Below are 20,506 nucleotides of genomic sequence, written 5' to 3'. Positions count from 1 at the left end.
GGAAAAGGCCGCAAATGGCACGCAAACGCAAGGGGCGCGACGTAAACGGGTGGCTGGTGGTCGACAAGCCTGCGGGCATGACCTCGACCAGCGTGGTGAACAAGGTCAAATGGGCGCTTCAGGCGAAAAAGGCGGGCCATGCCGGCACGCTCGACCCCGAGGCGACGGGGGTTCTGGCGGTGGCGCTTGGCGAGGCGACCAAGACCGTTCCCTACATCACCGACGCGCTCAAGGCCTATGAGTTCACTGTCCGTCTTGGGCAGGCCACCAATACCGACGATGCCGAGGGCGAGGTGATCGCCAGCAGCGACGCGCGCCCCACGGATGACGAGATCAAGGCTGCGCTGGGGGCGTTCGTCGGCGATATCATGCAGGTGCCGCCGCAATATTCCGCCGTCAAGATCGACGGGCAGCGCGCCTATAAGCTGGCCCGCGAGGGCGAGACATTCGAGGTTGCTGCGCGGCCGCTCTGGGTCGAGGAACTGCTGCTCCTGGACCGGCCGGATTCCGATCACGCAGTGCTGGAGATGGTCTGCGGCAAGGGCGGTTATGTGCGCTCGGTTGCGCGGGATCTGGGCGCAGTGTTGGGGTGTCACGGGCATGTCGTGGCGCTGCGGCGGGTCTGGTCGGGGCCGTTCGAGGCCGAACACGGGCTGAGCATCGAGCAGATCGAGGCGATGGCGCAGTCTGTTGATCTAGACGCATATCTGCGCCCGCTGGAAGAAGGGCTGAGCGACCTGCCCATGGTCACCGCCACGCCGGAGGGCGCGGCGCGGCTGCGCAACGGCAACCCCGGCATGGTGATTGCGAATGACGTGGAATATGGCGAGGAATGCTGGGCCGCGCAGGATGGGCGCGCGGTGGCCGTGGGCCGGTTCAAGGCGGGCGAATTGCACCCGAGCCGGGTGTTCAACCAATGACCGGCAACGCCCCCGATCACCTGCACGATCCGGGCGGCAAGGTGCGGCTGCGCCTGCCCGACGGGGTGATCGGCGGGGCGACGTTTTCGGACTGTGGACGATATCGGCAGGCGCTGACCCGTGATTGGACTGCTGCGGGCGAGGCCCCGCGCGCGGTACTTTTCGTGGGGATGAACCCGTCGGTGGCGGGGGCCGAGGTCTCGGACCCCACCTGCCACCGGGAATTGATGTTCGCCCGCGACTGGGGCTTTACCCGCTATCTCAAGGGCAATGTTCTGGATTGGCGGGCCACCTCGCCGCGTGACCTGCCGCACGATCCGGCCCTTGCGTGCAGTGCGGCGAATATCCCCGCGCTGGTGGCGATGGCGCAGGAGGCGGAGTGCGTGGTGATGGCCTATGGCAAGCTGCATGCGCGCTACGCGGAGGTGGTGGGCGGTGTCCTGCGCGCGGTTGCCGAGACCGGTCGCCCGCTCAAATGCCTGGGGCTGAACAAGGACGGATCGGCCAAGCATCCGCTCTATCTGCGCAAAGATACCGCGTTGATGGATTTCCCCGCGCTGGCCTGACGTCGTGGGTCAGAAGGGATCATCAAGGTTGTCGAACCAGCCCCAGGCATCGGCGGCGAGGTTGGGGCCGATTTCGTAGAACCAGTGGGTGTGATCGGGGATGAGGTGCAGTTCGGTGTCATGCCCTGCCGCCGCGAGCGCCGCCGCTGCCGCCTGCGCGCCTTCTACCGAGAAGATGTGATCGTGCTCGCCGAGATAGAGGCGCAGCGGGGGTGCCTTGGGCGTGGGGCGATACTGGTCAGGGGGGCCATAGCCGCCATGCAGTGCTGCCGCGCGCCAGGGACCGATGCCGCGATTGACGAGAAGTGCGGCGTAGCTTGCCCCGGCCGAGTGGCCGAAGAGGTAAACCTGCGCGCGGTCGATGGCGCGCGTCGCGGCGACGGTGTCGAGCATGGCCGCGATGCGCGGTGCCGTGATGTCCTGTGCCGCCCATGTCTCGCCCGGCGCATCCGGGGCGATCAGCACCACCGAGCGCGTGCGCCCGACCCGCTGCCACATGTCGAGCATCGACAGCCCGTCACGATTGGCGCCGTGCAACAGCACGACCACCGGCGCCGCCGCATCGCCGGATGGCAAGAGGGCGTGCCAGGACAGGCCGTCGCTTTGATACCGGGTGCTCTGCCGTGCGATCTCGGCAGACGGGCTGTAGTCGAACTTTTCCGGAGCCGCGGGTGTGAGAAAGCCACGTGGCCGTTCGATCAGCGTGCCGGGACGTATCTCGGGGGCCGTTGCTGCGGGGTGTTCCGGGGCGGGGGCCGCCTGTTCGGTCCCTGATGTCGTCAACAGCGCCGCGAGGACAAGCGCGAGCGCGCCACCGACGATTCCGATCAGCAAAACACGCAAAACTCTCATCTGACACTCCGGGAAACCAATTTGGTTGCGCTGCCTTGATAGCCAATCCTTCAGGTTGTGAGAAGCCTGCATCGCGGGGCTGTCATTGCCCGGACATGAAAAGGGGCACCGTCGAGGGTGCCCCTTTGAAGATTTATACGCCCGGCGTTAACTGTCTTCGAGTGTCAGCGCGACGAAGCGCGGCTCACCGGCGCGGCGGATCAGCAGCAGGAGCGATTTGCGCCCTGCCTCGCGGGCCTCGGCGATGCGGTCGTCGAGATCGCTGATCGAGGCGATCTTCTGTTGCCCGGCCTCGGTGATCACGTCACCGGCGCGCAGGCCCTTTTCATAGGCCTCCGACAACTCGTCCACATCCGTCACGACCAGCCCGGTCGTATCGCTGTCGAGTTCCAGCTGGGCGCGCAACTCGTCATCAAGCGGCTGAATGGTCAGACCGAAGATGTCCTTTTGCTGCGGTTCCTCGGACGGATCCTCGCCGGGCTGGGCCACCGGGATCGCGTTCTCGGCCTCTTCGCGGCGGCCAAGCGTGACCTTGAGTGTCGTGGTCTTGCCGTCGCGGAACACGACCACACGCACGGTCTTGCCCACGGCGGTGTTGCCGACCTGACGCACGAGGCTGCGGGTATCCTCGACCTCCTTGCCGTCGAAGGACACGATCACGTCACCGGCCAGCATGCCGGATTCGGCGGCGGGGCCTTCGGGCACGTCGGTGACCAGCGCGCCTGCAGCCTCTTCGAGGCCCATGGCCTCGGCCACGTCATCGGTCACGTCCTGAATGCGCACACCCAGCCAGCCACGCCGTGTTTCGCCGTACTCCTGAAGCTGATCAACCACGCGCTTGACCACGTTCGAGGCCATCGAAAAGCCGATCCCGATCGAGCCGCCGGTGGGGCTGAGGATGGCGGTGTTGACGCCTACGACCTCGCCATCGAGGTTGAAGAGCGGGCCGCCCGAGTTGCCACGGTTAATCGCCGCGTCGGTCTGGATGTAGTCGTCATAGGTGCCCGAGAGCGCGCGGTTGCGGGCCGAGACGATCCCCGCCGACAGCGAGAAGCCCTGTCCGAGCGGGTTGCCCATGGCGAGCACCCAGTCACCAACGCGCGCGGTGTCGCTGTCACCGAAATTGACGAAGGGAAGCGACTTGTCGGCCTTGACTTTCAAGAGCGCGATATCGGTCTTGGGGTCGGTGCCGACCACCTCTGCCGCAAGCGTTTCGCCCGAGAAGAACTCGATGCTGATCTCGTCGGCGGATTCGATGACGTGGTTGTTGGTCACAACGAACCCGTCCTCGGAAATCACGAAACCAGAGCCGAGCGCCGAAGAGCGGCGCGGGCGGTCGCCTTCGCCCATGCGGTCGCGGAATTGCTCGAAGAAGTCCTCGAAGGGCGAGCCTTCGGGCACCATCGGCGAGGGGCCGGTGCCGCGCTCGACCACGGTCGAGGTGGTGATGTTGACGACTGAAGGGCTGACCTTGTCGGCCAGATCGGCAAAGCTCTCTGGGCGCGCCTGCGCCGCAATCGCCTGTGCCAGCAGAAGGCCCACAACCAGGGCCATCAGCCAGAGCGACCTCAGCGGCGTCGCCCGGGATCGTGTGTCGGATATCATCGGGAGGTTCACGCCAATATCTCCTTTGGTTCGTGTCAAACGGGGCGCGCCGCGCGCGCTGTCCTTGGGTACAGATGTAGGTGCCTCGGGCCGGATCGCAAAGGGCGCAACCTCAAGTCACATTCATGTGACTGCTTTGGCGCGCGGAAATCAAGCATTGCCGGGTGCCAAAGTTCACTTCAGACCCCGCTGCACCACATCCAGCGCCAGATCGCGGACCAGCCGCGCCCGCGCATCCGCCAGATCGGCGGGTGTTCGCTCACCGGCGATGGGCGTGGTCAAGTCAAAGAGACGCGCGCGGTCGCGGCCCTCTTCGGTGGCGACAAAATACTGCCCCGAGAACTGAAACGTGCCATCGGCGCGCGCCAGCATGTCCTCGACGCGAATCTCGACTTCTGCCGCCGCCGGATCGAGAAACGGCCAGGGTTCAGAGGCGACGCGCGCGCCGGTGATCCCTGTCAGATGTCGCGCCAGTTCCAATGTCATCGCGCGGCTTGGGTCGTCGGCCCACAAGAGCCCGCCATTGTCGCGCAGGCGCCCGGTTTCGTCGGCGGTAAAGATCGCTTCGCCCGCCGCATAGGTCGGCAGCGAGACGTTACGCAGGGCAACCGTGGCATAGGCGATGCGCTGCTTTTCCGTGGCTTGCGCGCGGGGCACGGCGATGCGCTCTTCGGGCACCGAGGCGCAGGCGGCCAGCAGGGGCAGGGCGGCGAGGCAGATGATAGAGAGGGATTTGAACATGGCTCAGCGTCCTCGGATCAGGGAATTGGGATTGCGCTCGATGGCGCGGGCAAGCGAGGCGACCGCCTTGGCGGCGGCTTCGACCTCGCGCAGGGCGGCGCGGGCGTCGCGCCCGACCCCGCCCTGTGCCTGATAGCCTTCAAGCGTGGTATTGGCGCGTGCCAGAACGCCGCGCGCCTCGGCGATGAGGCCGGGCAGGTCGCCTCCGGCCTCGGCGAAGGTGTCGGCCGCGCTACGGGCGGAATCGAGCGCGGCGACGGCATTGTCGACGACGCCGCCCGCGCGCAATTCTTCCAGCACGAGGGCCAGTTCGCCAAGCGTGGCATTGAGTTGGCCGGGCAGGGCGCGGGTGTCGTCCTGTCCGATCAGGCGTTCGGCACTCGCCAGCAGCGCCGAAAGATCGGACGCAAGCACATCGAGTTCGACCTCGCCCGCGCGGGCGGCGACCGCATCGAGCCGGTCGATGAGTTGCGGCAGGCCTTCGGTCGCGCTGCCGACGCTGCGCGCGGCCCCTGCCGCCTCATCGAGAAGGCTGGAAACGCGGGCCGCAAGCGCCTGCTCGTTGATCTGCGCGATCAGGGTTTCCAGTTCCGCCAATGTTGTATCGAGCCGGGCGGGCAGGGCCTGTGCCTCGGTCAGAAGCGCGTTCACATTGCCCGGCACGGCGCGGGTGTCGTCACTGGCGATCAGCGTGTTGGCGTTCTGCATGAGAGTGATGGCCTGTGCCATCACCTCCTCGACCGGCAGGGCGTTGATGCGCTCGAACACGCCTTCGGCGGTGGCGGAGACGTCTGCGATCTCGCTGTCGGTGGTGGGCAGGACGGGTGGCGCGCCCTCGGTCTCGGTGATCTGCGCCTCGGGGGCGTTCGGCACCTCGACCAGTTCTACCTTGAGCCCGCCGGTGAGGATCGACGCGGTGGCAAGGCGCGCACGCAGGCCTTCGGCCACCCGCGCGCGCAGGAAATCGAGCGCGTTGTCGGTGCCATTCTCGCCAGCAAGGCCAAGCCGCCCGGGGCGGATCGCCAATGTGACGGCAAGGCGCACGTTTCCATCCCCGAACTGCGCCTCGTCGACCAGGCCGTTGAGCGCCTCGACCTCGCCGATGCGCAGCCCGTTCAATTCGACCGGCGCGCCGGTGGACAGGCCGGTGATGTTCTCGTCAAAAAGCACCGAAAGCGTCAGCGCCTCGCCCTCGTTGCGGGAAAAGATGCTGGACTGCGCCGCCGATTGCTCGGCGAAGACGGTAAAGCGCGCGCCGGGATCGACGGAGGTGCCACCCGACAGCATGGTATCGAAGGTGATGCCGCCCGAGACCAGCGAGGCGATGGACGAGAAATCGACCGCAGCGCCGCCCGGCCCGAAGGAAAACGAGAACCCTGAGGCATCCCAGAACCGCGTCGCGCTATTGATCAGGCGGTCATGCGGGGCGTAGATCACTGCCTCGGCCTCGGCGGTGCTGCCCTCGTCTGAAATGACCGGTTTGCCGATGCGCCCCACTTCGATCCCGCGATAGAGGATCGGCGCATTCTCGGTCAGAGCGGCGCCGCCCGAGGCGCGCAGCGTCAGGCGCAGCCCCGGGGTGCCCAGCCGCTCCAGAGGGGCATCGGCCAGCCCTTCAAAGCGCGTGGTCGCCGGGCCCGGCTCATTGTCCCACAGCCCTTCGATAAAGACGCCCGACAGCACCGTGTCTAGACCCGAGACACCTTGCGTCGTGACCTGCGGACGCACCACCCAGAAGCGCGCGTCGCTGTCCACGTAAGGTGCCACGGCTTCATCCAGCCGCACCTTGACCAGCACCTGCCCGAGACCTTGGGCAAAGCCCACCTCTTCGACCAGCCCGACCTTGACGTCGCGGTAGCGCACCTCGGTGCTGCCCGCGCGCACGCCGCTTGCGTTCTCAAATCCGATCTCGATCAGCGGTCCGCGATCAGCGTAGTTCTGCCAGGCGATGACAAGAACCACGACGAGGGCCACAAGCGGTACGATCCAGACAATCGACAGACGTTGCCAGACCGGCCGACCGGCCGGGGAGACCGGGGCCTCGGGTGGGGATGTGGTCTCGTCACTCACGCGATACGCTCCTTCGGGTTGCGGGCAGGGCGCGCGCCCTCGGCGCTGTCCCAGATCAGGCGGCTGTCGAAGCTTTGCGCCGACAGCATGGTGAATATGACAGATAGGGCGAAGAACAGGCTTGCCCGTCCCGGCGTGATCGTGGCCAGCGCCTGAAGCTGCACCAGCGCGGACAGGATGGCCACCACGAAGACGTCGATCATCGACCAGCGCCCGATATATTCCACCACCTCGTAGAGCCGGTGCCGCCACGCCTCGGAGATTTGCGGCCCGCGCCGGACCCCGATGGCGAGACCGGCGAGCACCACGAACTTGCCCACCGGGATCAGGACGCTGGCGATCAGGATGATCGCCGCCACCCCCCAGTTGCCATGTCTTGCCAGATCGACCGCGCCGCCGACGATGGTGTCGCTTTGCGTACTGACCAGGGTGCGGGTTTCCAGCATCGGATAGATATTGGCCGGGATATAGCAGGCCAGCCCGACCAGCCACCAGGCCCAGACCTTTTGCAGCGACATCGCATCGCGCGACTGCAAGCGGCTGCCGCAGCGCGGACAGCGCGCGGTGCCTGCGGGCGAGGGGCGGGTACAGCGGGTGCAGCCGACAAGCCCCTGTTCCCGCGCGGTGTTCACTCCTTCAGGGAGGTCCATATCGAATACCTGCACATCAATCGGTCACTCGCCACCACGATCACCACGAGCGCGGCAAAGAGCCAGGCCGCAGGGCCAAAGAACACCTCGGCCAGATCGCTCAGCTTGACAAGGGCCACGGCACAGCCAAGCGCGAAAATTTCCGCCATCGACCAAGGCAAAAGCTCCTCCGAGAAGCGGAACGCGGCCTTTGCATGGGGTGCGGGCGGCCGGTCGCGGATGATCGGGGCGAGCACGTAGATCAGCAGGATCAGCCGCAGCGCCGGGATGATCACGATGAACAGGAGCACCGCCACGGCCAGCACCGACAGCAGCCCCGAAAAGGCAAAGGCGGTATCGAGCACCGAAGCCTCGTGCCGGACCCCGCCCGCGCCGATGGCGAGAAACGGAAACACCGTCGCCGCCGCGATCAGGATCAGCACGGTGAGGGCGAGCGCGATCAGTTGCTTGCCCGCTTTGCGCCGGGGCGCGATGAGCACGGTATGACAGCGTGCACAATAGGCCCGTTCGCGCGCCGCCACGGCGGGCGCCCGATAGACCAGATCGCAGGTCGGGCAGACGATCAGATCGTCCAGGTCATCCGTTGCGTCGCGCATTGGTCCCTTTCATCCGGAGGACGGGCCTGTCCCGGCAAGCGTCAAGAGTGGGGGAAGCGGGGGCGGAACTCAACCCCCGGCCCCCGAACGAGTGGCACCATGTCGCCTTCTGCAGGTGTCTCTGCTTGAGGCATCAGCGAATTCATCCACAACATATTGCAGGTATCCCCAACAAATTGCTTTACAGGCCGAAAGAATGCCCGCACCATATCTTGTATGGGCGGCGGGAATGGCCCCCGCCCGTAGAGCAGGCACCTAGCATTGGGGGTGCGTAGCCATCCCCCGCGCTACAGCAAATGAGGCGGCGCCATGGCACTTTCCGAAAGCTTCTTTCAAGAAGATCTCCATCCTATTGATATTGTTGAGCATATCGCTGAGCATCACGAGTGGGATTTCGACCGGATCGGCGACGATCAGATTGCCATGGCGGTCGAGGGCCAATGGCGCACCTATTCACTGACCCTCGCCTGGTCGCACCATGACGAAACCCTGCGTCTGGTGTGCACCTTCGACATGGAACCGCCCGAGGACAAGTTGCCTGCGCTCTATGAAATTCTCAATGAAATCAACGACCAATGCTGGTCGGGCGCGTTTACATGGTGGGGCGAGCAAAAGCTGATGGTCTATCGCTACGGCCTTGTGATGGCCGGATCGCAGGCCCCCTCGCCCGAGCAGATCGACGTCCTGCTGAGCGCTGCCGTGCTGAGCGCCGAGCGCTATTACCCGGCGTTCCAACTGGCGATCTGGGGCGATCAGACCCCGCAGGAAGCCATGCAAGTCGCCATTGCAGAGGCGTACGGCCGCGCGTAACACTGACCCCCGCGAAACGGTTTAATCAGACGCGGGGGATCACCATGACCATGGATCACGTGGCCGAGAAAGGTCTTGTTTTACTGGGCTGCGGCAAGATGGGCAGCGCCATGTTGCAGGGCTGGCTGGGGGACGGATTGCCGCCCGCCTCGGTCTGGGTGATCGACCCGAACCCGTCGGACTGGCTGCGCGGCACCGGTGTGCATATCAACGCTGATCTGCCCGACGTGCCCGCCATCGTGCTGGTCGCGGTCAAGCCGCAGATGATGGGCGACGCCCTGCCGGTGATGCGCGACCGGGGCAATGGCGACACGCTTTTCGTCTCGGTCGCCGCCGGCACGCCGATCTCCGCGTTTCAGCAGGCGCTTGGGGGGCAGACCCCGATCGTGCGGGCGATGCCCAACACCCCCGCCGCCGTCGGGCGCGGCATCACCGCGATCATCGGCAATGCCCATGCCACGCCTGAGCAACTCGATCTGGCCGACATGCTGTTGCAGGCGGTGGGGCAGGTGGTGCGGCTGGAGGATGAGGGTCAGATGGACGCGGTCACCGGCCTCTCAGGCTCTGGTCCGGCCTATGTTTTTCACATGATCGAATGCATGGCGCGGGCAGGCGAGGCGCAGGGGCTGGCGCCCGATCTGGCGATGCAACTGGCGCAGGCGACCGTGGCGGGGGCCGGGGCGCTGGCTGAGGCGGCGGATGAGACGCCCGCGCAACTGCGCCAGAACGTCACCAGCCCCAACGGCACCACGCAGGCGGGGCTTGAGGTGCTGATGCACGAGGACACCGGCCTGCCGCCGCTGATGGCGCGCACGGTGGCGGCGGCTGCGGACCGTTCGCGGGAATTGCGCAATGGCTGAGATCACGTTCGACGACTTTCTCAAGGTCGATATCCGGGTCGGCCGTGTCACCCGGGCGGAGCCTTACCCCGAGGCGCGCAAGCCCGCGATCAAGCTCTGGGTGGATTTCGGCCCCGATCTTGGCGAGAAGAAATCGAGCGCGCAGATCACAGCGCATTATGAGCCCGAGGCGCTGATCGGCCAACAGGTGCTGGCAGTCGTCAACTTCCCGCCCCGTCAGATCGGCAAGTTTCTGTCCGAAGTGCTGGTTCTGGGGCTGAGCGATAGCAAGGGCGACATCGTTCTGATACGCCCTGACGTGGACGTTCCCATCGGAGAGAGACTGCATTGAAACGGATCCTGATCACCCGGCCCATGCCCGCCCGCGTCGCCGAGGCCGCGCGCGCGCATTTCGACGTGGAGATGCGCGATGACAACACGCCGCTGAAGCCCGGGCAGATGCGCGGGGCGCTTGCGCTTTACGACGGTATCCTGCCGACGCTTGGCGATATGTTCAGCGCGGATGTGTTCACCGAGGCCGAGGGCAGCCGCTGCCGGATTCTGGCGAATTTCGGGGTGGGCTATAATCATATCGACGCCGACGCTGCGCGGTCTGTGGGTATTGCGGTCACCAACACGCCCGGCGCCGTAACCGATGCGACCGCCGATATCGCGATGACGCTGATCCTGATGAGCGCGCGCCGCGCGGGCGAGGGAGAACGGCTGGTGCGCGCGGGCAAATGGCCCGGCTGGAACCCGACGCAGATGCTGGGGCTGCATGTCACCGGCAAGACAGTGGGCATCATCGGCATGGGCCGCATCGGGCAGGCCATCGCGCGGCGCTGTCATTTCGGCTTTGGCATGGAGGTTGTCTATTACAACCGCTCGGACAAGCAGATGGAGTTCGAGGCGCGGCAATTGCCACGGATCGAGGACGTGGCGGCCGAGGCGGATATCGTCGTCATCGCGCTGCCCGGCGGGGCCGAGACCAAGCATATCATCAATGCAGAGGTGCTAGCGGCGATGAAGCCGACGGGGCATCTCGTCAATATCGCGCGCGGTGACGTGGTGGACGAGGCGGCCTTGATCGCGGCCTTGAAAGACGGGCGCATCGCGGGGGCCGGGCTTGATGTCTACGAGCGCGAGCCGGAGGTGCCGGACGCGCTCAAGGCGATGGAGAACGTGACACTGCTGCCGCATCTGGGGACCGCCGCGCTGGACGTGCGCGAGGCGATGGGGCTGATGGCGGTGGACAACCTGCGTGCCTTTTTCGACGGGGAAACCCCGCCCAATCAGGTGAACTGAGCCGCAGCCGGTGTTTTTGAGTATTTTTGCCAAGAAGAAACTACGATTGCCCGATTTCGCGCCACGTCGTGCTTGACGGGGGCGGGAGGACGCGTTGATCTGGCCGGAACTTTGAGGAGAACGGATTATGGCTCAGCCCGCGATAACGGGATCGGGTGTGTTCACGCCCGCCGAGGTGATCAGTAACGAGGAACTGGTCGAGGCCTTCAACGCCTATGCCGAGCAGTTCAACGCGGCCCATGCCGACGCCATCGTCGCGGGTGAGGTTGAGGCCAAGGGCCTGTCCTCGCCGGAGTTCATTCACAACGCCTCGGGGATCGAGCGGCGTCATGTGATGGACAAGAGCGGTGTTCTCGATCCTGAGGTGATGCATCCGCGCTTGCGTCAGCGGCGTGATGACGAGCCGGGGATCATGGCGGAAATGGCGCTTGATGCCTGTGGCAAGGCGCTGGCGCAGGCGGGGCGCGAGGGGTCGGAGATCGACTTGATCATCTGCGCCGCCTCGAACCACGAGCGGCCCTATCCGGCGATTGCCATCGAGATACAGGAGTTGCTGGGCGCGGGCGGCTTTGCCTTTGACATGAACGTCGCCTGTTCCTCGGCCACCTTCGGCATTCAGGCGGCGGCGGATATGATCCGCGCGGGCAGCGCGCGGCGTGCCATAGTGGTCAATCCTGAGATCTGCTCGGGTCACCTGGAATGGCGCGACCGGGATTGTCATTTCATTTTCGGCGATGTTTGCACCGCCGTGGTGATCGAGCCGGCAGAGGACGCGAAAGGCGCGCATTTTCTGATCCATTCGACGCGCTGCGCGACCAAGTTCTCGAACAACATCCGCAACAACAACGGCTTTCTGCGGCGCACGCGTCCGGATGGCGTGGCCGACCGGCGCGACATGCAATTCATGCAGGAGGGACGAAAGGTGTTCAAAGAGGTTCTGCCGATGGTCTCGGCGCATATTCTGGGGCATCTGGAGGGCGAAGGTGTCGAGGCGGACGACCTGCGCCGCCTGTGGCTGCATCAGGCCAACAAGACGATGAACGATTTCATCGGGCGCAAGGTGATGGGGCGTGTGCCCGAGGCGGGCGAGCAGCCGAATATCCTTCAGGATTATGCCAACACGTCGTCGGCGGGATCGATCATCGCGTTTTCGCAGTATTCGGGCGATCTCGAACCCGGCGACAGGGGGCTGATCTGTTCGTTTGGCGCGGGCTATTCGGTGGGCTCGGTGCTGGTGGAACGGGCCGGGCCCGTGTGACGGCCGCCCCCCGCAAGCCTGCGGAATAATTTGCAAATGACATTGCGGGGCAAAGTCAGTAAGGAAAAATCAGGTTTTGGGTGCCCCGGCGGTTCGGGGGGAATTGAGGGTCGGGTATGTCGAAGATGCGAAGCTATCTGAAAAAGCACACCGAGGCGCTCGTGAAGGATGTGGGTATCGAGGCGGCGTGCAAGCTGACCGGGAAATCCAAGGCCACGCTTGGCCGCTATTATTCCGATCACGAGGAACATTCGGATCGTTTCATTCCGGTCGATGCGGTGGCGGCACTGGAAGAGGCATCCAGCTATCCGCATGTGACCAGTGCCCTTGCCGAGTTGAAGGGTATTCATCTCAGCCTGAGCGCAGAGCGGCGCAACGCCAATGAGAAGGCCAATGTGAACAGCGACGTGATCGCGTTGTCACAGCGTTTCGCGATGCTGATGGCCGAATATCAGCAGAGCATCGAAGATGGCCGTATCACCATGAACGAGGCCAAGCGCCTGTTGCGCGAGACGACGCAATTGCAGCAGGTTCTGATCGAGATGAAACTGCACCTTCAGGAAGAGGTCACCTGAGCGGTTTCATCCGAAAAGTGCCGCCGAGGCGTCATGCAGCATGGCCACCACCGAGCCACGGAAGCCTGGCAGCACGAGGGCCGACAAGAACCCCAGATGCAGCACGATGATCGCGTTCAGCGAGGTGCGGAACGGCTCCTTGCGGGTCTTGTGGCGGAACAGGCCCTGCCCTGTCTTGGCCCCGAAAGAACCGCCGACGAGGCAAAGTGTGAGCATCGTGCTCTCGGGCACGCGCCAGCGTCTGTGAATCGCGCACTGCTTGTCCCACCAGAACAGGCCAAGCGTGACGAGGTTGAGCCCGACAAGGTAGACAAGGGCGAGGGTCAGCGGAGACATGGCAATGTTTTCAGGTATTTGAGTGTGTCAGATGCCGCGTGGTGCGGCGGCTCAGAGGCTTTTGCGCGCCGAGAGTGCCGCGCTGATGGTGCCATCGTCGAGATAATCCAACTCGCCGCCAATGGGAACACCCTGCGCGAGAGATGTGAGCGTAACCCTGCCGTCAAGTTGATCGGCGATGTAATGCGCCGTGGTCTGGCCGTCCACCGTGGCGTTGAGGGCGAGGATCACCTCGCTGATCTCTTCGGTCTCGACCCGTTCCACGAGTTTCGGGATGCGCAGCGTCTCGGGCCCGATCTGATCGAGCGCCGAAAGCGTGCCGCCAAGGACGTGATAGCGCCCCTTGAAGGCCTGCCCGCGCTCCATCGCCCATAGGTCGGCCACGTCTTCGACCACGCAGATCTGGCCGTTGGCGCGTTTTGGCGAGGCGCAGATGTCGCAGGTCTCCATCGTGCCGATATTGCCGCAGGCGGCGCATTCGCGCGCGGTGGCGGCGACGGACTGCATGAGATCCGCTAATGGCGTGAGCAGCAGCGCGCGCTTGCGGATCATGTGCAGAACCGCGCGCCGCGCCGACCGGGGTCCAAGCCCCGGCAGGCGCGCCATCATGTCGATCAGGGCGTCTATGTCGCGGGTGCTGTTCAATCGTCACATCCGTGTCGTGGGCTGCCGCGCGTCGTGCGCGCGTATCTTCGGAAAGATGGGTCGCAGGGTATCAGAACGGCAGTTTCATGTCCTTGGGCAGGCCCATGCCTTCGGTCAGCTTGCTCATCTCTTCCTGAGCGCGGTCGCTGGCCTTGGATTGCGCATCCTTGATGGCGGCGAGGATCAAGTCCTCGACCACTTCCTTGTCGTCGGAATTGAAGATCGACGGGTCGATATCTAGGCCCTTGAGCTCGCCCTTGGCGGTGCAGGTCGCCTTGACGAGGCCCGCGCCGCTTTCGCCCTCGACCATGATGTTGTGCATCTCTTCCTGAAGATCGGCCATCTTCTGCTGCATTTCCTGCGCTTTTTTCATCATTCCGGCCATATCGCCGATCTGGCCCAAACCCTTGAACATGAAATGATCTCCTCTGGATCGTGGCCCGTTATGGGGCCGGGAAAGATTCTGCCGTCTTTAAGCATATTGGCATGGCAAAGGCGACAGGCAAGCGGCGGGATCAGTCCTCCTCGAAGGGATCCCATTCATCCTCGACCTCGGGCAGGGCCTCAACCCCGGCGTCGGTGGTGATGTCACGGGCGGTCTTGATCTCCTTGATCGCGGCCTTGGGGAAGGCGTCGAACACCGCGCGCACCAGCGGGTGCGATTTTGCTTCGGATTCAAGTGCATCCTGTTCGGCATGGCGCGTTTCGCGGATCGTGGGCGTCGTGGCGGAATTCACCAGCGTGACGGCCCAGCGGTTGCCGGTCCAGCGTTGCAGCGCGCCGCCCAGACGCTGCGCAAGGTCCTGCGGCGCGTCGGGTGTCGGCGTGAACTCGATCCGCCCGGGGCGGTAGGCGGCGAGGCGCAGGCAGCCTTCGACCTCGATCAGCAGCTTGGCGTCGCGATTGGTGCGGATGAGGTCGAGCACATGCTCGAAGGTGGGGTAATGGGCAAGCGCCGCCTCCGTATCCTGCGCAAGCGCCGTGACCGGCCCCGCACCTCTTGCGCTCGGGCCCGAGGGGCCGGAATGGGTGGGGCGGGGCATGGCGCTGCCCTGCGCCGACGTGCTTTGGCCCTGCGCCTGCGGTCTCGCGCCACCGCCGCCCGGGGGCGGCGGCGGGCTGTCCTGCAGGCGGCGCACGAGGTCTTCGGGCGTGGGCAGGTCGGCGACATGGGTCAGGCGGATGATCGCCATCTCGGCGGCCATCATCGAATTGGGGGCGTCGGCCACCTCGTCGAGGGCCTTCAGGAGCATCTGCCACATGCGGGTCAGGATACGCATCGGCAGGGCTGCGGCCATCTCCTGCCCACGGGTACGCTCATCCGGGCCGACGGTGGGGTCGTTGGCAGCGTCGGGCGTGATCTTGACCACGGAAATCCAATGGGTGATCTCCGACAGATCGCGCAGCACGGCCAATGGATCAGCCCCTTCCGCATATTGCGCGCCAAGTTCCGAGAGTGCACCTGCCGCGTCGCCCCTCATGATCATGTCGAAGAGATCGAGCACCCGGCCCCGATCGGCCAGCCCCAGCATGGCGCGGACCTGATCGGCCCCGGTTTCGCCCGCGCCATGGCTGATCGCCTGATCCAGAAGCGAGGTTGCATCGCGTGCCGAGCCTTCGGCGGCGCGGGTGATGAGGGCGAGCGCATCGTCGGTGATCTGCGCGCTTTCCTTGTCCGAGATGCGGCGTAGCAGGCTGATCATCACCTCGGGCTCGATCCGGCGCAGGTCGAACCGTTGGCAGCGCGACAGGACGGTAACCGGGACCTTGCGGATCTCGGTGGTGGCGAAGATGAACTTCACATGGGCGGGCGGCTCTTCCAGCGTCTTAAGCAGCGCGTTGAACGCGCCCGTCGAGAGCATGTGCACCTCGTCGATGATGTAGACCTTGTAGCGCGCCGAGGCGGCCCGGTAGTGAACGGAATCGATGATTTCGCGGATATTGGCGACACCGGTATTGGAGGCCGCGTCCATCTCCAGCACGTCGACATGGCGGCCCTCCATGATCGCGCGGCAATGTTCGCACTCGCCGCAGGGATCGGTCGTCGGGCCGCCCGCGCCGTCAGTGCCGATGCAGTTCATCCCCTTGGCGATGATCCGCGCGGTGGTGGTTTTGCCGGTGCCGCGAATGCCGGTCATGATGAAGGCCTGCGCGATGCGGTCGGCCTGAAAGGCGTTCTTTAGCGTGCGCACCATCGCATCCTGCCCGACCAGATCGGCAAAGGTTTCTGGCCGGTATTTGCGGGCCAGAACCTGATAGCCGGTATCGGGGGTGTCGGACATGCGCGGTGCCTTTCGGATTCGTAGGTCTGGGGCAAGGTAAAGCGGGGCAGGCGGGGCGTCCACCTTGCTTTTTGCGCGCGGCGTGGCAAAGCTGTGTGCGTTCGAGTTGGGGGTGGTGATGACTGATGCTGTGCAAGAGGTGGTAACGTGACGGGCTTCGTGATCCATGCCCTGCACGTGGGCGGCGGTACGCTGGCGCTTGCGCCGCTGCCCGGTGTTGCGGGGGATTATGCGTGCGACCTCAGCCATATACGTGACTGGAAACCGGCGCTGGTCATCAGCCTGACCGAGGCGGCGGAACGTGCGGTGGCCGGGGCGTCCGGGTTCGGTGCGGACCTACAGGATACCGGCACCCGATGGATTGCCTTTCCGGTGCCGGATTTCGGCGTGCCGAGCCCTGATCAACACATGGATTGGCGTACCGCCAGCCAGGCGGCCCGCGCCGCGCTGCAGGGCGGCGGGCGGGTGCTGATCCAGTGCCGGGGCGGGTGTGGCCGATCCGGGATGGTTGCGTTGCGCCTGATGATCGAAACCGGAGAGGCCCCTGATGCCGCGCTGGGCCGCTTACGGTCGGTGCGGCCGTGTGCCGTCGAGACCGAGGCGCAGATGGCCTGGGCGCTGCGCGGCTAAGGCCGCGCTGATGCCGGGGAAAGGGTGAGAGGTTGGACAACGACCCAAGCGTGGCTCGTTACGGCTGCTTCCTTCCGGATCTGACCGGGTTGGCGAGGTGCCTGCCCGCGCCAACCTCTCGAGGGGCGACATAGTCGTCCGGATCGGGATTCGCAAGGGAGGTCGATTCCTCCTTTGAAAAGAGCGGAACGCGCAAGCGCAACACGCCCGTGTCGATCAGACCGAGATCAGTGGCCCCGAGCGCCGCGATCTCTTGCGGATGGGCACGCAGGCCCGGCCCGGTTGCGATTTCGGCCCATGTCTCGGGCAGGTCGGCAAAGTGCCATGTGTCACGGGCCTGTGGGGTGAGGGTGCCGAGCCCGGCCACATGGTCGGCGATCAGATCGCGGATCGGGCGGCTGCCATGATGGACTGCGCCTTGTGCTGCGAGGGCCTGAAAAGGCCCCCCGCCCCACGCGCGATAGGTATTGGTCGCGACAATGAAGCGGTCCTGATCTCGCACGAGGCGGCCTGCGTGACGCAGCTCGCGGATGCGCTGCGCCTTTGGATTGATCAGCGTGCCGGTCAGGTCGTATCGCGGCGGCTGTGCGAGGTCGATCCGGTAGCTGAGCCCGTCGATCACGTCGAAATGATGCCCCGGCACGTGCGGGTCGAACAGCGGCTGCGACACTCGGCCGGGCGTGATCTGGTTAAAACAGATCGCGGCGCGTTCCAGCCAGTCGCGCAGGTCCGCGCCTGTGACGAGTAGCCCGCAAAGCATGTTTGGAAAGCCGTAGAGATCGGCGATGTTGCCAAGGCGCAGCGGCCCTGCAGCGATGTCGGAGTAATGACCGGACCCGCCGCGTCCGCCGGTCTTGAACGGGGCCGCGGCCGAGAGCAGGGGAAGCTCGCCATGCGGCGTGTCCCGAAGTGCCGCTTCGAGAGCTGTGCGCTGCGCGTCATTGATAAGCTGCGTGGCCGGGTCGTTGCGCGCAAGCGCGAGATAACTGTGCAGCGGGGCCGTCGTCACGCCGAGCACCTGATCCGTGAGACGCCGGGTATGGGCATGTGCGCGTGCCAGCGCGGCGATGAGGGTCGAGCTGGGCACGGCGTCAGCCGCCGATTTGAGCATTGCGCTGTAATCTGCGATGCGCCACGCGCCCGCAACGCGGGTCAGTTCGAGGTCGAACTGACCGAGATGCGATCCGGCAAACCCCGGCTTGAGGCACGGCGTGCCGTGCAAAGTAGATCGCTCGATATCGGCCCCCGGTGTATTCCGGTGGTCGGGGCCGGGAAATATCCTGTGACTGTGGCCCGCGCAAATCACGTCGATGCCCGGGATGCGGGAAAGCGCGCGGGCGGCATTTTCCATCATCGGTCGCTCAGGGCCGTCCTCGATACCGCTATGGGCCAGGGCGATGATCACGTCGGCCCCTGCGGCACGGATCACGGGAATCCATGCGCGCGCCGTTTCGAGCATGTCGCGCGCCTGCAGACGGCCTGAGAGGTGGGCGTGGTCCCACTTGGTGATCTGGGGTGGGGTCAGGCCGAGCACACCGATACGCACCCGCCGCAGCGCACCTGCCCTGTCGCGCAGATCGCGGGTCAGGATCACGTAGGGGGGAAGAAATGTCTCGTCTTCGTCCGGGCGTGCGCCGGGCTTGGTCACAGCATTGGCGCAGGTCAGCGGAAAGGTCGCCTGTTGCAGCGCTTCTTGTAGCCAGTCGAGGCCGAAGTTGAATTCGTGATTGCCGAGCGTGCCGGCGTCATAGCCCATCAGGTTCATCGCGCGCAGCACCGGATGACGCCCGCGCCAGCCCTGTCCGGGCTGTGCGGTCAGATCGCTAAGCGCGGTGCCCTGAAGAAAATCGCCATTGTCGAGCAGGATGCAGTTTTCTGCGCCCGCCTCGTCACGCGCCTGACGGACAAGGGTCGCGATACGGGCGAGGCCACAGGGCTGATCCGGCAGTTGCGTGAAGTAATCGAAGGGGAGGATGTGGCCATGCACATCCGTCGTGACCATCACGCGCAAGCATACCGTCGCATCGGTGGTTTCGGAGTCGAGCGGGTCTGGAATATCCTGAGTCAAATTCAACGGCTACATGGTTGCACGGGTAAAGGAATTGATCGGAAAACCCCCGATCACGTCACACACACAACAGTCACACCTCTAAAGTCTATAGGTTTAATAGTCGTCACTGCAATATACCAAGGGTTGAATATATCGTGTGTTGCCGCGTGATCAGTCACGGAGCCGGAGCGACATCGGCTTGTCTTCCGGGGCTGTGACGTGAAATTGGAGTCAGGCGAACCGACGGGGATAAGGGCAGGGGAACGGAATGCGACGGGCAGAACAGGTGACATTCGGAGGATCGGGACTGGACCGTGCGGACGATCTGCGGGGGGATGCCGGTGCGATCACGGCTGCGGTGGCCGAGGGGCGGGCGCGTTCGGTCGTTTTGTGGCGGGGCAAGCCGCTGATGGTCGCTGACGGGCTGGATCGACTGGTCTACGTTGCGGCCGATCATCCGGTGCTGGCGCTTTATCACGTGCCGCCGATCCTGTTGGGCCGCGACGAGAGCGGCGACCTGATCCTTGCGCATGACATTTCCGCCTGGGTGCCGCCGGGTCTGGCCCCGGATCAGCTCGACACCTTTCTCGATGCGACCGAGCAAGTTCATCCCGACCTGCCCGAGGGCAGCGCCTTTGCCGAGTTGCGGCGCGTGATGTCGCATCTCGGCCCGCGCGAGGCAGAGCTTGCCGCGACCGCCAAGGCGGTCTTTGGCTGGCACGTCACGCATCGCTTTTGTGCGCGCTGCGGCAACGAAAGCCGGATGATCCGCGCGGGATGGCAGCGCGCCTGCGATCACTGCGGCGGACAGCATTTTCCGCGCACTGATCCGGTGGTCATCATGTTGATCACGCGCGGGAATTCGGTGCTGATGGGCCGGTCGCCGGGCTGGCCCGAGGGCATGTATTCGTTACTGGCGGGCTTTATCGAGCCGGGTGAGACGATCGAGGCCGCCGTGCGCCGCGAGGTCTGGGAAGAGGCGGGCGTGCGGGTCGGTCATGTCGGCTATCTGGCGAGCCAGCCCTGGCCCTTTCCGGCGTCCTTGATGTTCGGCTGTCACGGTGCGGCGCTGAGCCACGAGATCACCATCGACCCGCATGAAATCGAAGACGCCCGCTGGATGAGCCGCGAGGAAATCCTGAGCGCCTTCGCGGGCGAGAACCCGGATGTCCTGCCTGCCCGAAAGGGGGCGATTGCGCATTTCCTGTTGCAGAACTGGCTTGCCGATACGCTGGATTGAGGCGACACTGCGGGCAAGGCTTTGGCGGGTAGAGTACAGGCAGGAAAGCAGGTCATGCAGTTCAGCAGCAAGGAAGACATCGAGGCCCCCATCGACGCGGTGTTTCGGGAAATCACCGATTTTCAATCCTTCGAGCGCTCTGCACTGCGGCGCGGGGCCGAAGTGCGGCGCACGGATACGCGCGACGAACCCTGCGTTGGCATGAGTTGGCACGCGCGGTTCATGCTGCGCGGGCGTCGGCGTGAAGTGGATATCGACCTTGTCGAGTATGATGTGCCGAACGGCATTGCGATCGAGGCGCGGACGTCGGCTCTTTTGGGGCACATGCGGGTTGACCTTGTGGCGCTGTCGCGTGGCCGGACGCGGCTTTCGGTCGATCTGGCCCTCGAGCCGCGCAGCATCTCGGGGCGGTTGATGGTGCAGTCGCTCAAACTGGCGCGCAACAACCTGACCAAGCGGTTCCGTCTGCGGGTCGCGGATTATGCTGTGGATCTGGAAGACCGCTACAAGCGGACGGCGTGATCCGGGTGGATGTG

General features: G+C 65.0%; 21 protein-coding genes, 1 other RNA gene and 1 pseudogene. 11 read left to right on the top strand and 12 right to left on the bottom strand.

From position 1 onward, the window contains the following. Nucleotides 1–14 precede the first annotated feature (14 nt). Both truB and PVU19_RS19190 read left to right on the top strand, forming a co-directional pair. On the top strand, nucleotides 15–920 hold the full coding sequence (gene truB / locus PVU19_RS19195; RefSeq protein ID WP_050661348.1) for a tRNA pseudouridine(55) synthase TruB: 906 nt from the start codon (nucleotides 15–17) through the stop codon (nucleotides 918–920). Beyond that, complete coding sequence (locus tag PVU19_RS19190) at nucleotides 917–1,486, top strand: DUF1643 domain-containing protein (RefSeq protein WP_050661349.1); 570 nt, start codon at nucleotides 917–919, stop codon at nucleotides 1,484–1,486. Before truB ends, PVU19_RS19190 begins: the two co-directional genes overlap by 4 nt. A gap of 9 nt (nucleotides 1,487–1,495) precedes the next feature. Here PVU19_RS19190 and PVU19_RS19185 read toward each other — a convergent pair whose 3' ends face one another. The 6 genes from PVU19_RS19185 to PVU19_RS19160 all read right to left on the bottom strand — a co-directional run bounded on the left by PVU19_RS19185 (nucleotide 1,496) and on the right by PVU19_RS19160 (nucleotide 8,000). Beyond that, nucleotides 1,496–2,338, bottom strand: coding sequence for a dienelactone hydrolase family protein (locus tag PVU19_RS19185; protein ID WP_160316344.1), 843 nt, complete (start codon nucleotides 2,336–2,338; stop codon nucleotides 1,496–1,498). A gap of 147 nt (nucleotides 2,339–2,485) precedes the next feature. After that, nucleotides 2,486–3,943 (bottom strand): DegQ family serine endoprotease, encoded by a 1,458-nt coding sequence (locus PVU19_RS19180; protein WP_050661351.1) that lies wholly within the window; start codon nucleotides 3,941–3,943, stop codon nucleotides 2,486–2,488. Between the two features lie 174 nt (nucleotides 3,944–4,117). After that, nucleotides 4,118–4,684, bottom strand: coding sequence for a PqiC family protein (locus tag PVU19_RS19175; protein ID WP_050661352.1), 567 nt, complete (start codon nucleotides 4,682–4,684; stop codon nucleotides 4,118–4,120). A 3-nt stretch (nucleotides 4,685–4,687) separates the two neighbouring features. Further along, nucleotides 4,688–6,754: a PqiB family protein gene (locus tag PVU19_RS19170; RefSeq protein ID WP_050661353.1), complete on the bottom strand. Its 2,067-nt coding sequence runs from the start codon at nucleotides 6,752–6,754 to the stop codon at nucleotides 4,688–4,690. Then, a complete protein-coding gene (locus PVU19_RS19165) occupies nucleotides 6,751–7,404 on the bottom strand; it encodes a paraquat-inducible protein A (RefSeq protein ID WP_050661354.1) in 654 nt (217 codons plus the stop codon). Before PVU19_RS19165 ends, PVU19_RS19170 begins: the two co-directional genes overlap by 4 nt. Further along, the gene (locus PVU19_RS19160) at nucleotides 7,383–8,000 is read right to left on the bottom strand and encodes a paraquat-inducible protein A (protein WP_050661355.1); all 618 of its coding nucleotides are present in this window, start codon (nucleotides 7,998–8,000) and stop codon (nucleotides 7,383–7,385) included. Before PVU19_RS19160 ends, PVU19_RS19165 begins: the two co-directional genes overlap by 22 nt. A 309-nt stretch (nucleotides 8,001–8,309) precedes the next feature. On the opposite strand from PVU19_RS19160, the gene PVU19_RS19155 reads away from it, so the two are divergent. From PVU19_RS19155 to PVU19_RS19130, 6 genes are all read left to right on the top strand, one after another. Next, on the top strand, nucleotides 8,310–8,810 hold the full coding sequence (locus PVU19_RS19155) for a type III secretion system chaperone family protein (protein ID WP_050661356.1): 501 nt from the start codon (nucleotides 8,310–8,312) through the stop codon (nucleotides 8,808–8,810). A 44-nt stretch (nucleotides 8,811–8,854) separates the two neighbouring features. Then, the gene (gene proC / locus PVU19_RS19150) at nucleotides 8,855–9,670 is read left to right on the top strand and encodes a pyrroline-5-carboxylate reductase (RefSeq protein WP_050661357.1); all 816 of its coding nucleotides are present in this window, start codon (nucleotides 8,855–8,857) and stop codon (nucleotides 9,668–9,670) included. Beyond that, entirely contained in the window at nucleotides 9,663–10,001 is a 339-nt protein-coding gene (locus PVU19_RS19145) for a tRNA-binding protein (RefSeq protein ID WP_050661358.1), read from the top strand. Before proC ends, PVU19_RS19145 begins: the two co-directional genes overlap by 8 nt. Continuing rightward, the gene (locus PVU19_RS19140) at nucleotides 9,998–10,954 is read left to right on the top strand and encodes a 2-hydroxyacid dehydrogenase (RefSeq protein ID WP_074785047.1); all 957 of its coding nucleotides are present in this window, start codon (nucleotides 9,998–10,000) and stop codon (nucleotides 10,952–10,954) included. Before PVU19_RS19145 ends, PVU19_RS19140 begins: the two co-directional genes overlap by 4 nt. A gap of 127 nt (nucleotides 10,955–11,081) precedes the next feature. Continuing rightward, nucleotides 11,082–12,212 carry a beta-ketoacyl-ACP synthase III gene (locus PVU19_RS19135; protein ID WP_050661359.1) on the top strand — a complete coding sequence of 377 codons (1,131 nt, stop codon included), beginning with the start codon at nucleotides 11,082–11,084 and terminating at the stop codon, nucleotides 12,210–12,212. Nucleotides 12,213–12,328: 116 nt separating this feature from the next. Further along, nucleotides 12,329–12,787, top strand: a complete 459-nt coding sequence (locus PVU19_RS19130; protein WP_050661360.1) for a hypothetical protein — start codon at nucleotides 12,329–12,331, stop codon at nucleotides 12,785–12,787. A gap of 6 nt (nucleotides 12,788–12,793) precedes the next feature. Here the strand turns inward: PVU19_RS19130 and PVU19_RS19125 are convergent, their stop codons facing one another. From PVU19_RS19125 to PVU19_RS19110, 4 genes are all read right to left on the bottom strand, one after another. Next, nucleotides 12,794–13,123, bottom strand: a complete 330-nt coding sequence (locus tag PVU19_RS19125; protein ID WP_050661361.1) for a DUF1294 domain-containing protein — start codon at nucleotides 13,121–13,123, stop codon at nucleotides 12,794–12,796. 51 nt (nucleotides 13,124–13,174) lie between these two features. After that, nucleotides 13,175–13,768 carry a recombination mediator RecR gene (gene recR, locus PVU19_RS19120; protein ID WP_050661362.1) on the bottom strand — a complete coding sequence of 198 codons (594 nt, stop codon included), beginning with the start codon at nucleotides 13,766–13,768 and terminating at the stop codon, nucleotides 13,175–13,177. A gap of 70 nt (nucleotides 13,769–13,838) precedes the next feature. Beyond that, nucleotides 13,839–14,183: a YbaB/EbfC family nucleoid-associated protein gene (locus tag PVU19_RS19115; RefSeq protein ID WP_050661363.1), complete on the bottom strand. Its 345-nt coding sequence runs from the start codon at nucleotides 14,181–14,183 to the stop codon at nucleotides 13,839–13,841. A 100-nt stretch (nucleotides 14,184–14,283) separates the two neighbouring features. Beyond that, nucleotides 14,284–16,050 carry a DNA polymerase III subunit gamma/tau gene (locus tag PVU19_RS19110; RefSeq protein ID WP_050661364.1) on the bottom strand — a complete coding sequence of 589 codons (1,767 nt, stop codon included), beginning with the start codon at nucleotides 16,048–16,050 and terminating at the stop codon, nucleotides 14,284–14,286. A gap of 147 nt (nucleotides 16,051–16,197) precedes the next feature. On the opposite strand from PVU19_RS19110, the gene PVU19_RS19105 reads away from it, so the two are divergent. Next, complete coding sequence (locus tag PVU19_RS19105; protein ID WP_050661365.1) at nucleotides 16,198–16,680, top strand: protein-tyrosine phosphatase family protein; 483 nt, start codon at nucleotides 16,198–16,200, stop codon at nucleotides 16,678–16,680. A 23-nt stretch (nucleotides 16,681–16,703) separates the two neighbouring features. Here PVU19_RS19105 and ffs read toward each other — a convergent pair. Next, nucleotides 16,704–16,800: signal recognition particle sRNA small type (gene ffs, locus PVU19_RS19100), an RNA gene on the bottom strand. A gap of 247 nt (nucleotides 16,801–17,047) precedes the next feature. After that, nucleotides 17,048–18,682: pseudogene (locus PVU19_RS19425) on the bottom strand (bifunctional 2',3'-cyclic-nucleotide 2'-phosphodiesterase/3'-nucleotidase); the annotation flags it as partial. Nucleotides 18,683–18,998: 316 nt separating this feature from the next. Here PVU19_RS19425 and nudC point away from each other — a divergent pair. Continuing rightward, the gene (gene nudC, locus PVU19_RS19080) at nucleotides 18,999–19,970 is read left to right on the top strand and encodes an NAD(+) diphosphatase (RefSeq protein ID WP_050661367.1); all 972 of its coding nucleotides are present in this window, start codon (nucleotides 18,999–19,001) and stop codon (nucleotides 19,968–19,970) included. A gap of 54 nt (nucleotides 19,971–20,024) precedes the next feature. After that, the gene (locus tag PVU19_RS19075) at nucleotides 20,025–20,492 is read left to right on the top strand and encodes an SRPBCC family protein (RefSeq protein WP_050661368.1); all 468 of its coding nucleotides are present in this window, start codon (nucleotides 20,025–20,027) and stop codon (nucleotides 20,490–20,492) included. Nucleotides 20,493–20,506 lie beyond the last annotated feature (14 nt).

This window comes from Roseovarius tolerans (genome assembly GCF_028885395.1).
Taxonomy (GTDB): domain Bacteria; phylum Pseudomonadota; class Alphaproteobacteria; order Rhodobacterales; family Rhodobacteraceae; genus Roseovarius; species Roseovarius tolerans.
The sequence above is the reverse complement of the archived record's forward strand: the minus strand, read 5'-3'. Positions and strand labels throughout refer to the sequence as shown.

Bases quoted from the DNA above. Each gene is read 5' to 3' on its own strand.
- truB (WP_050661348.1), top strand. From the start codon at position 15: ATGGCACGCAAACGCAAGGGGCGCGACGTAAACGGGTGGCTGGTGGTC.
- PVU19_RS19165 (WP_050661354.1), bottom strand. From the start codon at position 7,404: ATGGACCTCCCTGAAGGAGTGAACACCGCGCGGGAACAGGGGCTTGTC.
- PVU19_RS19190 (WP_050661349.1), top strand. From the start codon at position 917: ATGACCGGCAACGCCCCCGATCACCTGCACGATCCGGGCGGCAAGGTG.
- PVU19_RS19075 (WP_050661368.1), top strand. From the start codon at position 20,025: ATGCAGTTCAGCAGCAAGGAAGACATCGAGGCCCCCATCGACGCGGTG.
- PVU19_RS19175 (WP_050661352.1), bottom strand. From the start codon at position 4,684: ATGTTCAAATCCCTCTCTATCATCTGCCTCGCCGCCCTGCCCCTGCTG.
- proC (WP_050661357.1), top strand. From the start codon at position 8,855: ATGACCATGGATCACGTGGCCGAGAAAGGTCTTGTTTTACTGGGCTGC.
- PVU19_RS19130 (WP_050661360.1), top strand. From the start codon at position 12,329: ATGTCGAAGATGCGAAGCTATCTGAAAAAGCACACCGAGGCGCTCGTG.
- PVU19_RS19160 (WP_050661355.1), bottom strand. From the start codon at position 8,000: ATGCGCGACGCAACGGATGACCTGGACGATCTGATCGTCTGCCCGACC.
- PVU19_RS19185 (WP_160316344.1), bottom strand. From the start codon at position 2,338: ATGAGAGTTTTGCGTGTTTTGCTGATCGGAATCGTCGGTGGCGCGCTC.
- PVU19_RS19145 (WP_050661358.1), top strand. From the start codon at position 9,663: ATGGCTGAGATCACGTTCGACGACTTTCTCAAGGTCGATATCCGGGTC.
- PVU19_RS19135 (WP_050661359.1), top strand. From the start codon at position 11,082: ATGGCTCAGCCCGCGATAACGGGATCGGGTGTGTTCACGCCCGCCGAG.
- PVU19_RS19110 (WP_050661364.1), bottom strand. From the start codon at position 16,050: ATGTCCGACACCCCCGATACCGGCTATCAGGTTCTGGCCCGCAAATAC.
- PVU19_RS19125 (WP_050661361.1), bottom strand. From the start codon at position 13,123: ATGTCTCCGCTGACCCTCGCCCTTGTCTACCTTGTCGGGCTCAACCTC.
- PVU19_RS19180 (WP_050661351.1), bottom strand. From the start codon at position 3,943: ATGATATCCGACACACGATCCCGGGCGACGCCGCTGAGGTCGCTCTGG.
- nudC (WP_050661367.1), top strand. From the start codon at position 18,999: ATGCGACGGGCAGAACAGGTGACATTCGGAGGATCGGGACTGGACCGT.
- PVU19_RS19155 (WP_050661356.1), top strand. From the start codon at position 8,310: ATGGCACTTTCCGAAAGCTTCTTTCAAGAAGATCTCCATCCTATTGAT.
- PVU19_RS19115 (WP_050661363.1), bottom strand. From the start codon at position 14,183: ATGTTCAAGGGTTTGGGCCAGATCGGCGATATGGCCGGAATGATGAAA.